This is a genomic window from Flavobacterium nitrogenifigens, from assembly GCF_003254565.1.
Lineage (GTDB): Bacteria > Bacteroidota > Bacteroidia > Flavobacteriales > Flavobacteriaceae > Flavobacterium > Flavobacterium nitrogenifigens.
The window spans coordinates 270,035-288,492 of sequence record NZ_QJRI01000181.1; the positions used below are offsets into that span (position 1 = coordinate 270,035).

The 18,458-nt window shown below is 32.4% G+C and carries 17 protein-coding genes; 9 read left to right on the plus strand and 8 right to left on the minus strand.

All coding sequences use genetic code 11. The annotated features are described in order from the left end of the window. Positions 1-7 precede the first annotated feature (7 nt). The 4 genes from DM397_RS21155 (at position 8) to rpe (ending at position 4,177) form a co-directional block, all read left to right on the plus strand. The gene (locus DM397_RS21155) at positions 8-559 is read left to right on the plus strand and encodes an RNA polymerase sigma factor (protein WP_111379642.1); all 552 of its coding nucleotides are present in this window, start codon (positions 8-10) and stop codon (positions 557-559) included. Next, positions 549-2,132 carry an outer membrane beta-barrel protein gene (locus DM397_RS21160; protein WP_111379511.1) on the plus strand — a complete coding sequence of 528 codons (1,584 nt, stop codon included), beginning with the start codon at positions 549-551 and terminating at the stop codon, positions 2,130-2,132. Before DM397_RS21155 ends, DM397_RS21160 begins: the two co-directional genes overlap by 11 nt. Positions 2,133-2,213: 81 nt before the next feature. After that, positions 2,214-3,077, plus strand: coding sequence for a sigma-70 family RNA polymerase sigma factor (locus tag DM397_RS21165; protein WP_007804760.1), 864 nt, complete (start codon positions 2,214-2,216; stop codon positions 3,075-3,077). A gap of 437 nt (positions 3,078-3,514) precedes the next feature. Continuing rightward, positions 3,515-4,177, plus strand: coding sequence for a ribulose-phosphate 3-epimerase (gene rpe, locus DM397_RS21170; RefSeq protein ID WP_111379512.1), 663 nt, complete (start codon positions 3,515-3,517; stop codon positions 4,175-4,177). 65 nt (positions 4,178-4,242) lie between these two features. On the opposite strand, the gene glsA is transcribed toward rpe, so the two are convergent. From glsA to DM397_RS21185, 3 genes are all read right to left on the minus strand, one after another. Then, positions 4,243-5,256, minus strand: a complete 1,014-nt coding sequence (gene glsA, locus DM397_RS21175; protein ID WP_111379643.1) for a glutaminase A — start codon at positions 5,254-5,256, stop codon at positions 4,243-4,245. Between the two features lie 59 nt (positions 5,257-5,315). Continuing rightward, the gene (locus DM397_RS21180; RefSeq protein ID WP_167511653.1) at positions 5,316-6,101 is read right to left on the minus strand and encodes a DNA/RNA non-specific endonuclease; all 786 of its coding nucleotides are present in this window, start codon (positions 6,099-6,101) and stop codon (positions 5,316-5,318) included. Between the two features lie 92 nt (positions 6,102-6,193). Beyond that, on the minus strand, positions 6,194-8,377 hold the full coding sequence (locus tag DM397_RS21185) for a carboxy terminal-processing peptidase (RefSeq protein WP_111379516.1): 2,184 nt from the start codon (positions 8,375-8,377) through the stop codon (positions 6,194-6,196). A 212-nt stretch (positions 8,378-8,589) separates the two neighbouring features. Here DM397_RS21185 and surE point away from each other — a divergent pair, with 212 nt between their 5' ends. The 5 genes from surE (at position 8,590) to DM397_RS21210 (ending at position 13,387) form a co-directional block, all read left to right on the plus strand. Beyond that, positions 8,590-9,369, plus strand: a complete 780-nt coding sequence (surE, locus tag DM397_RS21190) for a 5'/3'-nucleotidase SurE (protein WP_008466485.1) — start codon at positions 8,590-8,592, stop codon at positions 9,367-9,369. Beyond that, positions 9,362-9,631 (plus strand): hypothetical protein, encoded by a 270-nt coding sequence (locus DM397_RS21195; protein ID WP_111379518.1) that lies wholly within the window; start codon positions 9,362-9,364, stop codon positions 9,629-9,631. The genes surE and DM397_RS21195 overlap by 8 nt, the downstream gene beginning before the upstream one ends. 63 nt (positions 9,632-9,694) lie before the next feature. Further along, on the plus strand, positions 9,695-10,816 hold the full coding sequence (gene lpxB / locus DM397_RS21200; protein WP_111367702.1) for a lipid-A-disaccharide synthase: 1,122 nt from the start codon (positions 9,695-9,697) through the stop codon (positions 10,814-10,816). Between the two features lie 6 nt (positions 10,817-10,822). Further along, positions 10,823-11,308 (plus strand): C40 family peptidase, encoded by a 486-nt coding sequence (locus DM397_RS21205; RefSeq protein ID WP_111379520.1) that lies wholly within the window; start codon positions 10,823-10,825, stop codon positions 11,306-11,308. A 48-nt stretch (positions 11,309-11,356) separates the two neighbouring features. After that, positions 11,357-13,387, plus strand: a complete 2,031-nt coding sequence (locus tag DM397_RS21210) for a ComEC/Rec2 family competence protein (RefSeq protein WP_111379521.1) — start codon at positions 11,357-11,359, stop codon at positions 13,385-13,387. A gap of 3 nt (positions 13,388-13,390) precedes the next feature. On the opposite strand, the gene DM397_RS21215 is transcribed toward DM397_RS21210, so the two are convergent. From DM397_RS21215 to DM397_RS21235, 5 genes are all read right to left on the minus strand, one after another. Continuing rightward, positions 13,391-13,792, minus strand: a complete 402-nt coding sequence (locus DM397_RS21215; protein WP_111379523.1) for a thioredoxin domain-containing protein — start codon at positions 13,790-13,792, stop codon at positions 13,391-13,393. Between the two features lie 312 nt (positions 13,793-14,104). Then, the gene (locus DM397_RS21220; protein WP_111379525.1) at positions 14,105-14,557 is read right to left on the minus strand and encodes a thioredoxin family protein; all 453 of its coding nucleotides are present in this window, start codon (positions 14,555-14,557) and stop codon (positions 14,105-14,107) included. 214 nt (positions 14,558-14,771) lie between these two features. Further along, a complete protein-coding gene (locus DM397_RS21225; protein WP_111379526.1) occupies positions 14,772-15,239 on the minus strand; it encodes a thioredoxin family protein in 468 nt (155 codons plus the stop codon). A gap of 46 nt (positions 15,240-15,285) precedes the next feature. Then, positions 15,286-16,770, minus strand: coding sequence for a peptide MFS transporter (locus DM397_RS21230; protein WP_111379528.1), 1,485 nt, complete (start codon positions 16,768-16,770; stop codon positions 15,286-15,288). A 3-nt stretch (positions 16,771-16,773) separates the two neighbouring features. After that, positions 16,774-18,450, minus strand: coding sequence for a peptide MFS transporter (locus DM397_RS21235; protein WP_111379529.1), 1,677 nt, complete (start codon positions 18,448-18,450; stop codon positions 16,774-16,776). Positions 18,451-18,458: the final 8 nt, after the last annotated feature.

The following is an 18,458-nucleotide window of genomic DNA, read 5'->3' on the forward strand; positions in this document are numbered from 1 at the left end:
TTCATTTTTGAATTTAGACCAAATCATAAAAGGTTGCATTAAGCAAAACCGAAAATCACAAGAAGAACTTTATAATCTCTATTATAAAAGTCTTTTTGTGATTAGTCTAAAATATTGCCAAAATGATTCTGAAGCCGAAGACAATCTCCATGATGCTTTTATTGAGATATTCACCAACATCAAAAACTTTAAATCAACCGGAAGTTTTGAAGGATGGATGAAACGGATTTTAATAAATAAAGCAATCAGCAGATATAAAAAATCCTTTTTTCTCACATCAATTAAAGATGATAATATTCCTGAGATAATGATCGCTGATACTGAAATGAATTATCCTATAGATTATTTATTGTCATTAATACAAGAGTTACCACATCAATATCGGTTGATTTTTAACCTCTATGAACTTGATGAATACAGCCATAAAGAAATTGCCGAAATGCTTTCTATAAGCGAAAGCACATCAAAATCTAATTTGCATAGAGCAAAATCAATTCTAAAAGAAAAAATCACTTCAAAAAGATCATTCCATAATTATCAAGCGAGCCATGGAAAATAAAAAAGAAATAGGCAAAATATTCAAAGACAAATTAGAGCTTCTGGACAAAAGTCCGAGTAATAATTTATGGGCTTCAATTGAAAGTGATTTAAACAAAAAAAGAAAAAGACGCCTTTTATTCTGGCTTATTCCAAGTCTTTTATTAATAGGACTTGCGAGTTCAGTTTTTGTTTTAGAATTAAAACAAAATCAAAATAACCCTTTGGGTTTTGAAAAAGATAAAACCATTATCAATCAATCAAAAACAACCCATGACCAAAAGCAGTCTTTAGCAACTAAAAACAATACGGCACAAGATTCTGTAAACAAAACTTCTTCTGAAAATAAGCCAAGTATAAAAAAGACAATTCAAAATTCAAGTGAAACCAAAACAACAATTAAAAAAAGCAAAACAGAAAAACTAATCAAACAATCTTCAAAATTGGTAACCTCTACAGATGAATATGAAGAATATGAAGTGGTAAAAAAATATAAAGTAATCATTAGAAAAAATAAAACTGTTACCACTTCTAAAAAGCCTAATTCTATTTCAGAAAAACCAGAAAGCTCTCCAAAGAAATCAAATGGTATTGCTAAAAAAGCATCCATAATTTCTAAAAAACCAAGATCTAAAACTACTTTAAAGAATCCAAAAAATAGCATTTCAAAAAATAACATTTCAAAAAATAACATTTCAAAAAGCAAAAACAAGAAATCAACTATTCAAAAAACACCGCATGATTCTATTGTTTACAAACAAAATCAATCAATAAAAACTGAAGATTCAGAAAAAAGCAATACAAAAACCAGCAAAGAAAATTTACAGGATTCAGACAATCCGAAAACAATTAAACAGGACAGCATTATTCCCAAACAGGAGAAAAAAACAACTCCTAAAAGAGAATATATCGAAAGAGAATACCCTGAACAAAAAAATGAAGACGATCCTGAATTTTCCGTTTCTGTTTTTTACGGACCAGCAATTTTTGGTTCCCTATCAGGAAAATCAACAATAAATGAATCTTTAGATAATGTCTCAAAAAGCCATCCGATAACTTCTCATTACGGAGTTTACTTCAAAACCATGTATGGAAAATATGGTTTCAAAGCTGGTTTTTCTAAAATAAATTTAAAAATATCTAATCATCTAAATAATCAATCCCCAATTAATTACGAGAATATGGTTTTAACCAATAATGACATTTATAAAGTTATGGGTAATGATGCGGACATTCGGCTAGTGCAAAAAATATCCTATTATGAAATCCCTTTAGAATTTAATTATGCTATTAAAAAAGATGAAACTCCATACGGAATGGAAGCTTTTAGCGGATTCAGCGTATTGTTTTCTGATGCAAATCAGCTTTACCTTTCCTCAAATAATTTAAAAACTGAAGGAATTGGTTCAACTAAAAACCTAAATAAAATGAATTTATCACTTAATTTGGGAATGGGTTTTTATTATAAACTAAATGAAAAATTTCAATTCGATTTCAATCCAATTTTCAAATATTATTTAAGCACTTTTAAAGATTACAGTGCTCCAAAACCTTATAGTTTATCGATTCAATCTGGGGTTACATATAAATTTTAAAAAAATAAATAATTATTGTAACTTTTTTGATACTCCTTACGTATAACCATTTGTACACTTTAAAAATAGGGAGACAACAACATGAGACAACTTAAAATCACCAAGCAGGTAACTAATCGTGAAACTGCATCGTTAGATAAATATCTACAAGAAATTGGAAAAGTTGACCTAATTACCGCTGATGAAGAGGTAGAATTAGCACAAAGAATAAAGGCTGGTGATCAAAGAGCTTTAGAAAAACTAACAAAAGCCAACCTACGTTTCGTAGTATCTGTGGCTAAACAATATCAAAACCAAGGATTAACTCTTCCTGACTTAATTAATGAAGGAAACTTAGGTTTAATTAAAGCGGCTCAACGTTTTGATGAAACTCGTGGTTTTAAATTCATTTCTTACGCTGTATGGTGGATTCGTCAATCGATTCTTCAAGCTTTAGCTGAACAGTCTCGTATTGTACGTTTGCCATTAAATAAAATTGGTTCTATCAATAAAATCAACAAAATGTACGCTTTATTAGAGCAATCTAACGAGCGTCCGCCTTCTGCTGAAGAAATTGCAAAAGAACTAGACATGACTGTAAACGACGTAAAAGAGTCTATGAAAAACTCTGGACGTCACCTATCTATGGACGCACCTCTTGTTGAAGGGGAAGATTCTAACCTTTATGACGTATTACGTTCTGGTGAATCTCCAAATCCAGATAGAGAATTAATTCACGAATCTCTTCGTACTGAAATTGAACGTTCTTTAGAAACATTAACTCCAAGAGAGGCAGATGTTGTACGTTTGTATTTTGGTCTTGGCGATCAGCACCCAATGACTCTTGAAGAAATTGGAGAAACTTTCGACCTAACTCGTGAGCGTGTTCGTCAGATTAAAGAAAAAGCAATCCGTAGATTGAAACACACTTCTAGAAGTAAAATCCTTAAAACTTATTTAGGATAAGACAATATTTGTTTCAGGTTTAAAGTTTCAGGTTGCTTTTGTAACTTGAAACATGAAACTTGAAACCTTTGTACCGCAAACAACAGTTTGATTGACTGTTCGTTTTTTGATTGATGATTGAAACTCCGGCTGATTACCGGAGTTTTTTATTTTTTAGTATTGAGCTGAAATGTTTGTAACGCAGAGTACACAAAGATTTTTCGCAAAGTTCGCTAAGTTTTCTAAGCTATATTTTAATAGAGTAAAGAGAACACAAAGCTTTGAGAACTTTGCCTTCTCAAATAATTTCAAACAGAAACTCTCCAAACTTTGCGAAAAATCTTTGCGCTCTTTGCGTTATTTATTAAACAAAAAAACCTCACGAACTTTGCGTAATTCTTAGCGAACTTTGCGGTTAAACTTTATCTTTGCAATAAAAACAACACACAACAAACACAATGAAAAATACACTTATTGCTCCTTCAGTTCTTGCTGCCGATTTTGGTAATTTACAGCGTGATTCAGAAATGATTAACAACAGTCAAGCAGATTGGTTTCATATCGATATTATGGATGGCGTTTTCGTTCCAAACATCTCATTTGGAATGCCAGTTTTAGAAGCAATTTCAAAACATGCTAAAAAATATATCGATGTACACTTAATGATTGTCGATCCAGACCGCTACATTAAAACTTTTGCAGATTTAGGCGCAAATGGTTTAACCGTACATTACGAAGCTTGCACGCATTTGCATAGAACGTTACAGGCAATTAAAGCAGAAGGAATGAAAGCTGGAGTTGCCATGAATCCTCATACCAATGTTGACTTATTAGAAGACGTTATTAATGACATCGATGTGGTTTGCATAATGAGTGTAAATCCAGGATTTGGCGGACAATCATTCATTGAAAATACTTACGACAAAGTAAAGAAACTAAAAGCACTGATAACACGCAAAAACGCTTCAACACTAATAGAGATTGATGGAGGTGTAACCAGCAAAAATGCTAAACAATTAGTAGAAGCTGGCGCAGATGTTTTAGTAGCTGGAAGCTTTGTTTTTAAAGCCGAAAACCCAACAGAAACCATAGCTGATTTAAAAAGTCTTACTGCTTTTTAAATTTTCAAAAACAAAAAAGAAAAGTCCAAAAAATAATTTTGGACTTTTCTTTTTTTACCTAAAACCTATTTAGGTTCAATCCAATAAGGATTTGCTTTAAGTTTTTCTACAACATATTGGATCACTTTCTGCGCTTTCAAACTATTTCCAGATTCATCTAATGGTGGTGAAATAACAGCAATTCCAAATTTACCTGGACATACTGCCAATATTCCTCCTCCAACACCACTCTTTGCTGAAAGTCCCGAATTAAACAGCCATATCCCAGAATTATCATAGAGACCTGCAGTTGCCATTACAGGTAAAGTATACATTACAGTCGACTGACTAACCACCTTTTTCTTTGTAACAGGATTAACGCCTCCATTTGCCAATGTAGCCGCCATTGTAGCGAGATCCTTTACATTTACATTCAATGCGCACTGTTTCGTATAAAGATCTGTTGCTTGGGCTGGATCAAAATATATTCGGTTATAAGCCAATAACAAATGTGCAATAGCTTGATTTCGCAAATTATCACTAGCCTCGCTTATATAAACAGGACGATTCATGGAAAGCTGCCTCCCGGCAAAATCACTCTGAATTTTCTGAATATCTTTCCATTTTGCTATAGAATCGTTACCTCGAATAAGACTCGTAGTTGCAATAGCTCCCGGATTTACTAGAGGATTGATTTTATCACCTTTATGCATTTCAACAGCAACAATAGAATTAAACGGCAATCCAGTCGCATTTACCCCTATTTTGTCTTGCAAAAATTGTGGTCCTTCTTGCTCAATTACTTTTGCCATAGTAAATACTTTCGATATGCTTTGAATGGAGACCATCGACGTTATATCACCCTTTGTATATACAGCTCCATCTGCAGTAACAAGCGCAATACCAAAAATATTGGGATCAACATTGGCTAGCTCTTTAATATAGTCGGCGTTTTTACCTTCTTTTAAATCTTTAAATTTATTAAAAGCATCGTTAAGTGTGTTTTCTATATTTTGTTTATTAAGTGTTGTTTGGCTATAGCCGTGGCTTATGATAAAAGAAAATATCAAACCAACAAACATCATTTTTTGCTTGTTCATTTTAAAAAAAGGCATTCTTATTTATATTCTAGATTAATTTATAGGTAAACAGTATTTAATTAAAAATCTTTACTGCTTTTTAGATTTTTAAGATTGGGGAAGAAATCAATTCCAGTCATTTTTTCTAAAGTTTCGATTGGAACAACAAAATCATAGATGGATTTATCACTTTTTTCGTTTGGAACTAAGAAAGCAATTGCCTTATGATCTTTTCCTGATTTAGCTAAAACAATTTTATAAAAATATTTAGGAACCGCAACTTTCTCTGTTCCAATTCTTTTGTCAGAATCTTTCGCAATTCCGCCAGTTACTACATAAATATCATTGTATTTTCCTGCCCAATAGCGCGTCTTCTGCTCTATTCTATTCCAAATTCCAGCGTTAAATTCTTTTTTCTGAGGCGAAATATTCGAAGTATAAAAAGTATCGTTGTATGCATCTTTACTAAACTCCATATCACCGGCAGGACAAAGATGGCCTTTATCGTAACCTGATTTTTTATAGTTTCTCCAATCGGCAGAACCGGTAGTTACTTTTGGATCTTCTATAAAATAAGGTCTTTTGTAATCATTATTTTTTAAATATTCTTTTTTCAATTCGTATGCCACCCATTCTGCCTGCTCAAACTTTTCATTGTAAGAAAGCGTGTAATATTGGTGTTTTACAATTTGTTTGGTTGTTGAAGTCGGGAGATAAGCAACTGTGTATAAAGAATCTTTGTGAGTAGAATTTTCTTTAAAAGAAACCACTTCATTAGTTTTTATCTCTTCATCAATTTTTACGTTTTCTCTTTTACATGATAATAATGCAAAACTCAGCAAAATTAAACCTACACAACCTTTCATATTTCTATTTTTAAAAGCGAACTTACAAAAAAAACGCTCCATAAATTCAAAATTTATAGAGCGTTTTTAAACAAATTAAATTCTTCTCGAACTTAAGACTTCACTAGTTTATCCTTTTTCATTTTAGGATTAACCGTATTTTTCACCAAACTTTTTGTTTGTAGATCATCTAATACATTTAAAGCCTCTTCTACATAAACATCTTTAGACAATGCTTGGTGCCATGCATCTCTTTTCTCTTTTAAAGAAGCATCAGCTTTCATTTCATCTTCTTCATACGGAAGTGATTTGAAAATCAAATCGTTTTTGTAATCAGAAATTGGCTTATATTTTTTTCCTTCGTTTTCAACTTGTTCCTGAGTTTCTTTAAAACTCTTAATGTTCAAGCTATAAACGTTTTCTTTATTTTTAACATCGATCCATTTTGCATTATCATCAATTAATTTAAATTGAGGATTTTGAGCAATTCTATTCCTACTGTTATTGATTGCTTTAGTAAAATTCTCATTAGAAGTCCATGTGCTGTAATCAGCTGGATCAATTTTATCCCAAGGCATTGCATTGTCAATATCTCTTTCGCCCATTTTAAGGTAAGCATAACGATCTGGCATTACAACGTCACTATGAACCCCTTCAAGCTGAGTAGAACCACCGTTTATTCTATAAAACTTCTGTCCTGTAATTTTCAATGCACCAAGATCTCCATAATTTGCATTACGCACAAACTGATTCAAATCTAAAACATTTTGTACAGTTCCTTTTCCGTAAGTCTGTTTGCTTCCGATAATTACACCACGTTTGTAATCCTGAATTGCAGCAGCTAAAATCTCAGATGCCGAAGCAGAAAAACTGTTTACCATAATAACCAATGGACCATCCCACTCGATTTTTTTGTCTTTATCGTATAAAACTTCTTTCTTTTTTCCAGCTGATTTTACTTGAACGATTGGTCCGTCTTCGATAAATAAACCTGCAATATCAACCACTGTAGAAAGAGATCCTCCACCATCATCACGAACATCTAAAACAATACCATTAACATTTGCTTGTTTCAATCTTTCTACCTCGCGTGCAATATCTTTTCCGGCATCACGACCGTCTTTATTTTCAAAGTCGATATAGAATTTAGGAAGATAAATTACTCCGTATTTCAAACCATTTTTCTCAACAACACTAGATTTAGCGTATGTTTCTTCAATTTCTACAACATCACGAATGATAGAAATCACTTTGATAGAACCATCTACTTTTTTAACTGTCAGTTTTACTTCAGTTCCTTTGTGACCTTTAATTTTCTTCACAACATCATCCAAACGCATACCCACAACATCAACTGGCTCTTCGTTTCCTTGAGCAACTTTCAAGATTAAATCTCCTGCCTCTAGTTGTTTTCCTTTCCAGGCCGGGCCTCCAGAAATTAATTCATCAATTTGAGTAAAGTCGTTTTTCTTAGTCAAACGAGCTCCAATACCTTCAAGTTTTCCACTGATATTTACATCAAAACGATCTTTTTCTTCTGGTGCAAAATAGCTTGTATGCGGATCAAAACGAGCCATAATAGAATTCAAATACACTGAAAACCAGTATTCTCTATTCAAATCTTTAATTACACTAAAATTATCATCTAGAGATTTTAAAGAACTTTCGCGTGTTTCTTTTTCTAAAGTTTCAAAAGATTTTTCTTTGTAAGCCGGATCTTTTTTCTTCTTTTCTTCTTCAATTTTTTGTTTTGTAACTAAAGAAGAAAGAGTCGATAATTTGATTTGTTTTCTCCATCTTTCATTAATCTCCGTTAAGTTTTTTGCATACGGCATTTTCTCATAATCCGCATCAAAATTCTCATCTACATTGTAGTTAAATGGCTGAGCCAAAATTGTTTTATAACGTTTTTTACTTTCCTCCATACGTTTCATCAGCCTTGTATAAGTAAGGTTGAAAAAAGTAATATCTTTATTCAAAAACTGATCATCAAGCATTAATTCATACTGCTTAAATTCGTCAATATCTGACTGAAGGAAGAATCTTTTTGATGGGTCTAAAGCATCGATGTAATCCTTGAAAATACCTTTTGAAAACTCATCATTTATTTCCGCTGGACTATAATGCCCTTTTTCAATAACAAATGCTAGTAATTCTAAAAGTGTCTTGTCTCTATTCGGATCTGGGTCGATTGTCCTATCGGCATTCATCTTAAATGCAAATAATGTAAGCGATAAGCACAATACGGCTATGAGTATCTTATAATTTCTTTTCATAAACTTTATAATAGCATTCATCAATTTTTTTATCTAAGTTACGTTAAAAACTATGCCACGAGAGCTAACGCTTCGATAATTTTTTGTTAAAGATATAAAAATGTTTAATTCGTAAAAAAGTTCTTTACCTTAGTTGACAAATTTTACAGTATTTGTGACTTCTCGCAAATAATTGTGATTAATTTTGTTCTTAAAATCCTACAATTGTTAAAACTACACATAATATTTATTATATGAAAGCTGAAAAACCACTAATATTAGTGACCAACGATGATGGTATTTTGGCTCCTGGAATTAGAGCCCTTATTAGCGTTATGGAAACCATAGGCGATGTCATTGTTGTTGCACCAGACAAACCTCAAAGCGCAATGGGACACGCTATCACTGTCAACAATACTTTATTTATAGATAAAATTTCAAAAGACGATGACACAATTGCAGAGTACAGCTGTTCTGGAACTCCTGTAGATTGTGTAAAATTGGCAGTAAACGAAATCTTGAAACGTAAACCTGACTTATGCGTTTCGGGAATAAATCACGGATCAAATTCCTCAATCAATGTAATTTATTCAGGAACCATGAGCGCAGCTGTAGAAGCCGGCATAGAAGGCATTCAGGCAATAGGTTTTTCTCTTTTAGATTTTGATTGGAACGCTGATTTTGAACCAATCAAGTCTTTCGTAAAAAAAATTGCTTTAGAAACTCTAGCCAACAAACTGCCTCCAGGAGTAGTTTTAAATGTCAACTTTCCAAAATTAAAGGAATCTGAAATTAAAGGAATTAAAGTTTGTCGTCAAGCGAAAGCGTATTACGCACAAAAGTTTGACAAAAGACAAACTCCTTTCGGGAAAGATTATTACTGGCTTGCAGGCAAATTTGTAAATGAAGACAAAGGCGAAGATACCGACGAATGGGCTTTGGCAAACGGATACATTTCGGTAGTTCCGGTACAGTTTGACTTGACCGCCCACCACTCTATTCAGCAACTTAATACTTGGAAATTAAATGACTAAAGAAATACTGATTGGTTTTATTATCGGAATTTTTACAGCTCTTTTAGGAAGCTATTTGTTTATCACTTTTTTTACCACATTTGAAATTTCGCAAGGATTTCACATGATTCGAGAATACGGATATCTTGGAAAAATAATTACCATAGGAACACTTTTAGATCTTGGCGTATTTGCGATTCTTCTTAAAAGAGACAAAGAATATATGGCTCGAGGTGTAATTTTAGCCGTGATTGTATTGGCAATTTCTACATTAGTTATTTAAATCTTATCTTTGCTAAGTTCCCTTTAACGGTTACAACTTTAGCACATTTACAAAAAAACCAACATGAAATATTACATAATTGCAGGAGAAGCCTCTGGAGATTTACATGGTTCAAATTTAATGAAGGCATTATACGTTGAAGATCCAGAAGCAGAAATTAGATTTTGGGGCGGAGACTTAATGCAGAAAGCAGGCGGAACTTTGGTAAAACATTATCGCGATCTAGCTTTTATGGGCTTTATTGAAGTGGTTTTCAACTTAAAAACCATTTTAAACAATATCAAAATCTGTAAAAAAGACATCACAGAGTTCAAACCAGATGTGATTATTTTTATTGATTATCCAGGCTTTAATATGCGAATTGCAAAATGGGCAAAAGAATTAGGCTATAAAACGCATTACTATATTTCTCCTCAAATTTGGGCTTGGAAAGAAAACAGAATTAAAGCTATCAAACAAGACGTTGATAAAATGTATGTGATTTTGCCTTTTGAGAAAAGTTTCTACGAAGACAAACATCATTTCCCTGTAGATTTTGTTGGACATCCGCTTATTGATGCGATTCAGAATCAGCCTGCTTTTGATGAAGCTTTGTTTAGAAAAGAAAATAATCTAGGAGAAAAACCAATCATTGCAGTTCTTCCTGGAAGCCGTAAACAGGAAATCACCAAAATGTTGAGCGTGATGCTGAGCGTTGTGGATGATTTTCAAGATTACGAATTTGTTATTGCTGGCGCTCCAAGTCAGGAATATGAATTTTATCAGCAATTCTTAAAAAATAAAAACATTGCATTTGTTTCCAATAAAACGTACGATTTGCTTCGTTCTTCGACAGCTGCATTAGTAACTTCTGGAACTGCCACTCTTGAAACAGCGCTTTTTAAAGTACCTGAAGTGGTTTGCTATAAAGGAAGCGAAGTTTCGTATCAGATTGCAAAAAGAATTATCACTTTAAAATATATTTCTCTTGTCAATTTAATTATGGATCAGGAAGTTGTAACTGAATTGATTCAAGGAGATTGCAACAAAAAACGAATCAAAGAAGAGCTTCAAAAATTATTAGAGCCTAGTCATCGCAATAAAGTGCTACAAAATTACGATATATTAGAACAAAAATTGGGCGGAGTTGGTGCAAGCAAAAACACTGCAAAACTCATTGTTGCCGATTTAAAACAAACTAATTAATCTATTTTGAAAAGAATACTCCTTTTTCTGCTTTTAGCGATTGCCTTTACTTCTTGTAAATCGACTTCTTCGGTTACAAACAAAAACGAATCTAAAAAAGAAAACAGAACTTTAGTAAATAATCTTATTGAAAAAGCTACTGACAATATAGGTGTTCGATATAAAGCGGGAGGAACTACAAAAAGCGGATTTGATTGTTCTGGATTGGTCTACACTACTTTCGAAAGTGAAAGTATCAATCTTCCGAGAAGTTCTTATGAGCAAGCAAAAATTGGCAAAGTAGTTCCGTTAAATGATGCCAAAAAAGGTGACTTAATTTTCTTTAAAACCAACAAAAGCAGACAAATTAATCATGTTGGATTAATTACAGAAGTCAATTCTGACGAAGTAAAATTTGTGCATTCCTCAACCTCAAAAGGAGTCATTATTTCTTCTACCAAAGAGCCTTATTACAAAAACTCTTTTGAGCAAGTAAACAGAGTTTTGCCTTAAAAACTTTTTTTCATTATTTTTCTTACAAAAAATTAATACTTTTATGCCATGAAAGTATTAGATTTTCCGTTAGTAAAAATTACGTCCGCTTTTGTACTTGGCATAATTGCTTCGTATTATCTTCATTTTTCTATCACGCTGATCGTACTTTTGACTTCGATTGGTTTTATAATATTTTCCGGAGCTTTCATTTGGAATTTAAAACGTAATAAAAAAACGATACTGTTCGGAAGCTTTAGTTACATTTTATCATTCTGTATTGGCGCACTAACACTTTTATGCCATACACAAAGCCTTCAAAAAAGCAATTACACACATTGTCAGACTGCTTTCAAAAACCCTCAATCAGTAACATTAATTTTAAGAGAAAAACTAAAAAGTAATGATTATAGCGATCGATACATTGGTCTTGTAAAAACAATATCTGAAAAATCATATTCGGGAAAAATAATTGTAAATGTTCAAAAAGACAGCACCAAAGCCCCTTTAATTGTAGGGAATAGCATTAAAATTCAAACCATTTTACAGCAAAATAAGCCCAGTAAAAATCCAAATCAATTTGATTACGGCAGATATTTGGCAGACAAACAAATCTACGCTCAGATTTATTGTCAGAAGAAAGATATTCTGGTTAGCAAAACGATTCAAAAAGACATTTGGTATTATTGTGCACAGTTACATTCGAGAATAATTTCCAATCTCGAAAAATCAAATTTCAATAAAGATGAAATGAATGTAGCTTTAGCTTTGATTTTAGGACAGCAACAGGAGATTTCACAAGATATTATCCAAGATTATCAATATTCTGGAGCAACGCATATATTATCTGTTTCAGGGCTTCATGTGGGCTTTATAATGCTTTTTATCACTTTTATTCTTAAACCTATTCCAAACACAAGAAAAGGCTCATTCTTTAAATTAGCATCAATCTTAATATCATTGGCTGGTTTTGCTATAATTTCTGGCTTATCTCCTTCGGTTTTGAGATCGGTAGTTATGTTCTCATTTGTTGCAATCGGAAGTCATTTACGTAGAAATGGCAATATCTATCACACTTTATTAGTTTCTATTTTATTGATATTACTTTTTGAACCGTATTTTTTATTTGATGTTGGTTTTCAATTAAGTTATATCGCCTTATTCTTTATTCTTTGGTTACATCCTATTCTAAAAAACATTTACAAACCAAAGAACAAGTTGACAGTTTATATCTGGGAAGCTTTGACCGTTTCTTTTGCAGCACAAATTGGTACTTTGCCTTTATGCCTTTACTATTTCCATCAATTTCCAGGTCTGTTTTTTGTCACAAATATCATTATCCTTCCTGTTCTATCATTTATTATGATTGCAGGAATTGTAGTTATGATAGTAGCTATTTTTACCAGTCCACCGCTATTCATGACGATGATTTTCGAAAAAAGCATTTATTTGCTAAACCTCATGATTCACGCTGTAGCTTCTGTCGATTCATTTGTCATTAGAGATATCAGCTTCAATTTTTATCATCTATGGGCATTCTCATTCTTTATAATTGGCACAATAATCTGGATTAAAAAACCAAGCTTTAACAAATTGATATTGGTGTTTGCCTCAATTATTTTCATCCAAATTTCTTTTATTTTAACTAAAGTAGAAACCGAAAACAAAGAAGAATTGATTGTTTACAATGAAAAAAACAACACCCTTATTTCTGAGCGTTTAGGAAGCCACATTACGCTTTACACCCGAGACACTATTCAAAAGGACATCAATACAAGAAATATAAATTCTTATCTCGTTGGAAATTCAATTAGGCTGACTAAAATTCAAGAGATTAAAAATGTGCTTTACTTTAAAAACAACAAAATTTTAATAATTGATAGTACTAAAGCTTTCTCAGAAAAAATTCAGCCTGATATTTTAGTCCTTACTCAAACCTCAAAAATAAATCTAGATCGAGTATTAAAGAATATTCATCCCAAAATTGTTATTGCAGATGGCTCAAATTCCAATTCAATTCAGAAATACTGGAAAAAAAGCTGTCTTAAAAAAAACATCCCTTTCCATTCGACAAAAGAAAAGGGATATTATCAATTTTAATTTTTATTCTGGATTTATAATCGAATTAGATTCAGAAATCCAATTCTTAACTCCAGGAGCTTTATAAGCAATGAGCCCTAATTTATTAAAACTTGTTTTTCCCTTTCTGACCGTCACTTCAGAAAAGCATACTTGAGGAATATCTTCAATACCAAAAGCGTTCTTCAACATTAGATTTTGTTCTTTAACAGCATCAGATGCAGAAGGATCAGAAAGATCTAGTTTTACCAGAATAACGTTTTTACGAGACCACTCTTCAAAATCTCGAGTGGCAAAAATTTCATTTTGTAATTGAGAATTTACCCCTTGAGCAGTAAAGAATATCAATAATGGTTTTCTTTTTTCTGCACTCGCAGTTACAGCATCGTTGATGTCGGTTTTCCAGATTATATTTTGAGAAATCATACAAAATGGATTTAAAAATAATAGTAGGATAAGTAGTTTTTTGGGCATATAATTTTGGTTTTGGTTATGTTAATAAAACTAAAATAATACAAAAACAGAATCCAATAAAGATTTTAAGCCATTAAAAATCAACTTCTAAGAATTAAAATCAAATTGATAATATATGAGTCGATTTTTAATAAATGTAGAAAAAACACTATTTAAAATAATCAAATTCGCGATTTATTCTCTTAAGAGCAAAAAAAAATCCCCTTCTGCAAAACAGAGAGGGGACTAAAAAAAATTAAAATAAAAGTCGAATGAAATCGTTTACTATTCTGCTGGATGTAAAATTGCATTTGATTCTGCAATCCAAGCTTTCGCTCCTCCAGGTTTGTAGGCTATTTTTCCTAAAGCGCTAAATGTCGTTTTGTTTTTTCTTACTGATGCCATTGCGAAACATACTTCTGGAAGATCTTCAACTCCAAATGCATTTTTCAATTTTACATTTTGTTCGCGATCGCTATCTGACGCATTCATATCAGATAAATCTAATTTTACTAAGACCACGTTATCTCGCGACCATACAGCAAAATCGGGTGTTTTAAAGATTTCGTTTTGAAGATTTTCTGGTACACCTGAGGCAGTGAATAAAATCAGCATTGGTTTTCTCTGGTCATTACTTATAGCAATAGCATCTGTCATGTTTGTTCTCCACGCTAAGTTTTGTGCTTGCATCATAAATGAACCTAAAAAAAACAGTAGGATAAGTAATTTTTTAGTCATATAAATTGGTTTTGGTTAGATTAGCAAGACGAAATTAACATTATATTTTAATTATCCAAATTATATTAATACAAAAAATACATTATATGTTTTTTTACATATAATAAAATATAAAATACTCAATTTAAAATATTTTTTATAAAGAATTTTTCTTACTAAACAAAAAAAGGTCCCTTACAGAGTAAGGGACCTTTTGATTTTTATCAAATTGAATTTACATTTTCTTTGGATGCACTATTCCTTCTGCAACAGTTAACCATGCTGATGGTCCCCCGGCAACATATCCTGTTTTACCAAGACCTTTAAAGTTTACTTTCCCATCTTTCGTTTCTGCACTAGTAAAGAAAACTGTTGGAAAACCTTGAATTCCAAAAGCCTGCTGCAATTCGTTATTCTGACTTTTAAGCTCTGGTGTCTGAGGAACAGATCTAGGATAATCTAACTCAACTAAAACCACATTATCTGTTGCCCATTTTTTAAACTCTGCAGTCTTTAAAACTTCATTTTGCAAACGAATACACCATCCACACCAATCACTACCTGTAAAAAACATCAGCATCGGCTTTTGTTCTTTATTACTTACAGTAATTGCTTCTCTAACATCTGTATACCATTTTAATTCTTGTGCCTGAAGATTTGCAGCACCAATTAAAAACAAAGCAATAAGTACTATTTTTTTCATAATGGAAATTTTATACAAATTTATGTAAAAAGTGATTACAATATAATTATTTAACTTCTTGCATTAATCTTCTGATTAACGGAGTTAGAACAATAAATGCAATACCCGCAACAAGAGCATATAAGGCTAATTGATAATATCCATCCGTGTAAGCCATAAGTTTAGACATTAATGTAGTTCCAGTATTGGCATCAGACATTTCAGCACCCAATTTTCCTGCAGCAAATTGACCAAATGCACTTGACAAAAACCATAATCCCATCATCATTCCGAACAATCTTTTAGGAGATAATTTAGTTATTACAGACATTCCGATTGGACCAATACACAATTCTCCCAATGTATACAAAAGATATCCTAAAGCAAATACATCCAACGAACTTAATCCGTCTTGGTTTACAAAATATCTAGCAGCATAGAAGATAAAGAAACCTGCCGCCAATAAAATAAATGACAACCCAAATTTAATAACAGTATTAGGCTCTATTTTTCGTTTAGCCATAAATATCCATAACAATCCTACTAATGGACTAAAAATAATAACATAAAGTGAGTTTATACTATTATTTACCACATTTGGATCGATATTAAAAAACAATAGCTTATTGGTTAAATTATCTTTCGCAAATAGCGACAACGAACCTCCTGACTGTTCAGAAATTGCCATGAACATAAAATATGCAAAAATAAAGATGAAGGCAGCCAAAAACTTAAGTTGCTGCTTTCTTTCTTTTATCAATATCAATTCATATAAAAAATATCCCAATGCCAAAACCCCGATAGTATACATAAAATACTCTGTAAAATCGGAATTGATAACCATTATATACACTAATGGAATAACAACAAAAGATCCCACGTAAACGGCTATTTCATAAAGATTTCGTTTTTTAGGCGCATGATTTTCTAACGGAGAATTTCCAATTGGTGCTAAATGTTTTTTAGTCAAAAGAAAAGTTACAACTCCTATAATCATAACAATTGCAGCAGAAAGAAAACAAAGGCTCCAAGAATAGTTCTTTCCTAAATAAATTGGTATTGCTCCACCAAGCATTCCCCCAATATTAATTCCAGCGTAAAATAATCCGTATCCTGCATCTCGGCGACCATCATTTTCATGGTACAGCTCCCCTACCATTGAAGAAACATTTGGCTTAAAGAAACCTGTTCCAATAATAGAAAGTGTTATTCCGTAATAAAAGAAATCATGAGGAGAAGCTGCAATAAGCAAATTCCCTAAAATCATCACGATTCCTCCAAAAAGAAGTGATTTTTTAAATCCTAAAACTTTATCGGCAAAAATTCCCCCGATAAATGTAAAAGCGTACACAAACGCCTGAATGGCTCCGTATTGCAAGTTCGCTTTTCCTTCAACGAGACCAAGTTGGTCTACCATAAAAACCGCTAAAACCCCTCTCATTCCGTAGAAACAGAAACGTTCCCACATTTCAACCAAAAACAAGTACCACAATTGCTTTGGGTACTTGCCTTTAAAATTTTGAATTTCTTCTAAAGTAATATTGTTTTCCATTTTTTATCTAACACCGTGCATTAATTTTTTCAATAGTGGTGTTAAAGCAAATAATAAAATTGCAGCAATACCTGTAAGTACAACAAATACCATAAAGAATTCATATAAATTATGGATTTCAAATCCAGCAAAAATTGGATTTTGTGCACTAATCTGATGATGATCCAACAAAGCCAATTGGTCTGCTGAAAGCGTTATTTTTTTATCTAAAACTGCTTGAAGATCGATTCCTAATTCTTTTGCTTTTGCAAATTTATCGCCAGTTGCTGGTAAGATAGAACCCAAAGTCCCTCCTAGTGCATATCCTGAAGCATTAGACAAAAAGAATACTCCGTATAATAATGACGCGAAACGTTTTGGAGATAATTTACCAACCAATGACAAACCAATTGGAGACAAACATAATTCTGCACATGTATTTAAGAAATATAATAAAATAAGCCATTTAACTAGCAATAAACCAGAAGTTCCGATATAAGAAACCTGAGTCGCAATCATAAAGAAACTCACAGAAATGATCACTAATCCAGCTGCTAATTTTACAGGAGAAATTGGCTCTTTTCCTTTAGCTCTTAAAGTATCCCAAAGAATACTGAAAGGAACTGCTAAAAGCACAACAAACATTCCGTTAAAAATTTGAACCATCGATGGTGGCATTGCCCAACCAAAGAAATGTCTGTCTGTTTGGTTATCTGCAATAAAAGTTAAAGATGAACCAGCTTGTTCAAATGCTGCCCAAAAGAAAATAATAAAAAACGATACGATGTAGATTACATAAATTCTATCTCTTTCAACTTTAGTTAAAGACGTGTCTGAAATAATTAATCCTGCTAACGCCAAACCACTTGAATAAATCAAAGTATAGATCAAGTTCTGACCAACCACATAGTGGAAAAAGAATCCTAAAGCAACAAAAGCAATTCCTGCACCGATAAGGGCTTTAGTAGAAAAGTTTGCTTGCTGTGCTTCTCCTTCTTCAAAGTCTGAAGCATCATTTTTAGAAGGAAGTCCTCCTAATGGTTTTCCTTCTGGAGAAACCACATATTTATTTTTCAAGAAGTAGAAAAGAACTGTTCCTAATAACATTGCAGTAGAAGCTGCCAAGAATCCCCATCTAAAAGCGTGGATATCTCTAATTCCGCCTGCATCTTTAACATCTCCTAATAACGGACAAATAGACTGACCTAAAAATGCTCCGATGTTAATTCCCATATAGAAAATAGTAAAAGCACTATCTAATTTTGTTTTTTCTTGTTTTGGATACAAACTTCCAACCATACTAGAAATATTTGGTTTGAAGAATCCGTTACCAAAAACAATCACTCCTAACGCAGAGTACATGATAATTTTTGCTAAACCTAAGTTAGATCCAAAAAGACTTCCGCTCGTAAACAAAAGCAATTGTCCTATTGCCATTAATAATCCTCCTAATAGGATACAATTTCTGTTTCCTAAATAACGGTCGGCAACAAAACCACCTAACATTGGTGTTAAATAACAAAGTCCAAGAAAACCTCCATAAATTAATGACGCTTCCTCTTCCTTCATCAATAATGAATTTACAAGAAATAAAGTCAATAAAGCTCGCATTCCATAAAAATTGAACCGCTCCCACATCTCCGTTCCAAATAATACCCAAAGTCCTTTTGGATGCGCTGTTTTTACTTGAGTTTCTCCCATATTATTCG

Excerpts from the sequence above, each read along its gene's own strand:
- rpe (WP_111379512.1), top strand. The coding sequence starts at position 3,515 with ATGAAAAATACACTTATTGCTCCTTCAGTTCTTGCTGCCGATTTTGGT.
- DM397_RS21235 (WP_111379529.1), bottom strand. The coding sequence starts at position 18,450 with ATGGGAGAAACTCAAGTAAAAACAGCGCATCCAAAAGGACTTTGGGTA.
- DM397_RS21185 (WP_111379516.1), bottom strand. The coding sequence starts at position 8,377 with ATGAATGCTATTATAAAGTTTATGAAAAGAAATTATAAGATACTCATA.
- lpxB (WP_111367702.1), top strand. The coding sequence starts at position 9,695 with ATGAAATATTACATAATTGCAGGAGAAGCCTCTGGAGATTTACATGGT.
- DM397_RS21195 (WP_111379518.1), top strand. The coding sequence starts at position 9,362 with ATGACTAAAGAAATACTGATTGGTTTTATTATCGGAATTTTTACAGCT.
- DM397_RS21220 (WP_111379525.1), bottom strand. The coding sequence starts at position 14,557 with ATGACTAAAAAATTACTTATCCTACTGTTTTTTTTAGGTTCATTTATG.
- DM397_RS21210 (WP_111379521.1), top strand. The coding sequence starts at position 11,357 with ATGAAAGTATTAGATTTTCCGTTAGTAAAAATTACGTCCGCTTTTGTA.
- surE (WP_008466485.1), top strand. The coding sequence starts at position 8,590 with ATGAAAGCTGAAAAACCACTAATATTAGTGACCAACGATGATGGTATT.
- DM397_RS21165 (WP_007804760.1), top strand. The coding sequence starts at position 2,214 with ATGAGACAACTTAAAATCACCAAGCAGGTAACTAATCGTGAAACTGCA.
- DM397_RS21160 (WP_111379511.1), top strand. The coding sequence starts at position 549 with ATGGAAAATAAAAAAGAAATAGGCAAAATATTCAAAGACAAATTAGAG.
- glsA (WP_111379643.1), bottom strand. The coding sequence starts at position 5,256 with ATGAACAAGCAAAAAATGATGTTTGTTGGTTTGATATTTTCTTTTATC.
- DM397_RS21215 (WP_111379523.1), bottom strand. The coding sequence starts at position 13,792 with ATGATTTCTCAAAATATAATCTGGAAAACCGACATCAACGATGCTGTA.
- DM397_RS21230 (WP_111379528.1), bottom strand. The coding sequence starts at position 16,770 with ATGGAAAACAATATTACTTTAGAAGAAATTCAAAATTTTAAAGGCAAG.
- DM397_RS21180 (WP_167511653.1), bottom strand. The coding sequence starts at position 6,101 with ATGAAAGGTTGTGTAGGTTTAATTTTGCTGAGTTTTGCATTATTATCA.
- DM397_RS21225 (WP_111379526.1), bottom strand. The coding sequence starts at position 15,239 with ATGAAAAAAATAGTACTTATTGCTTTGTTTTTAATTGGTGCTGCAAAT.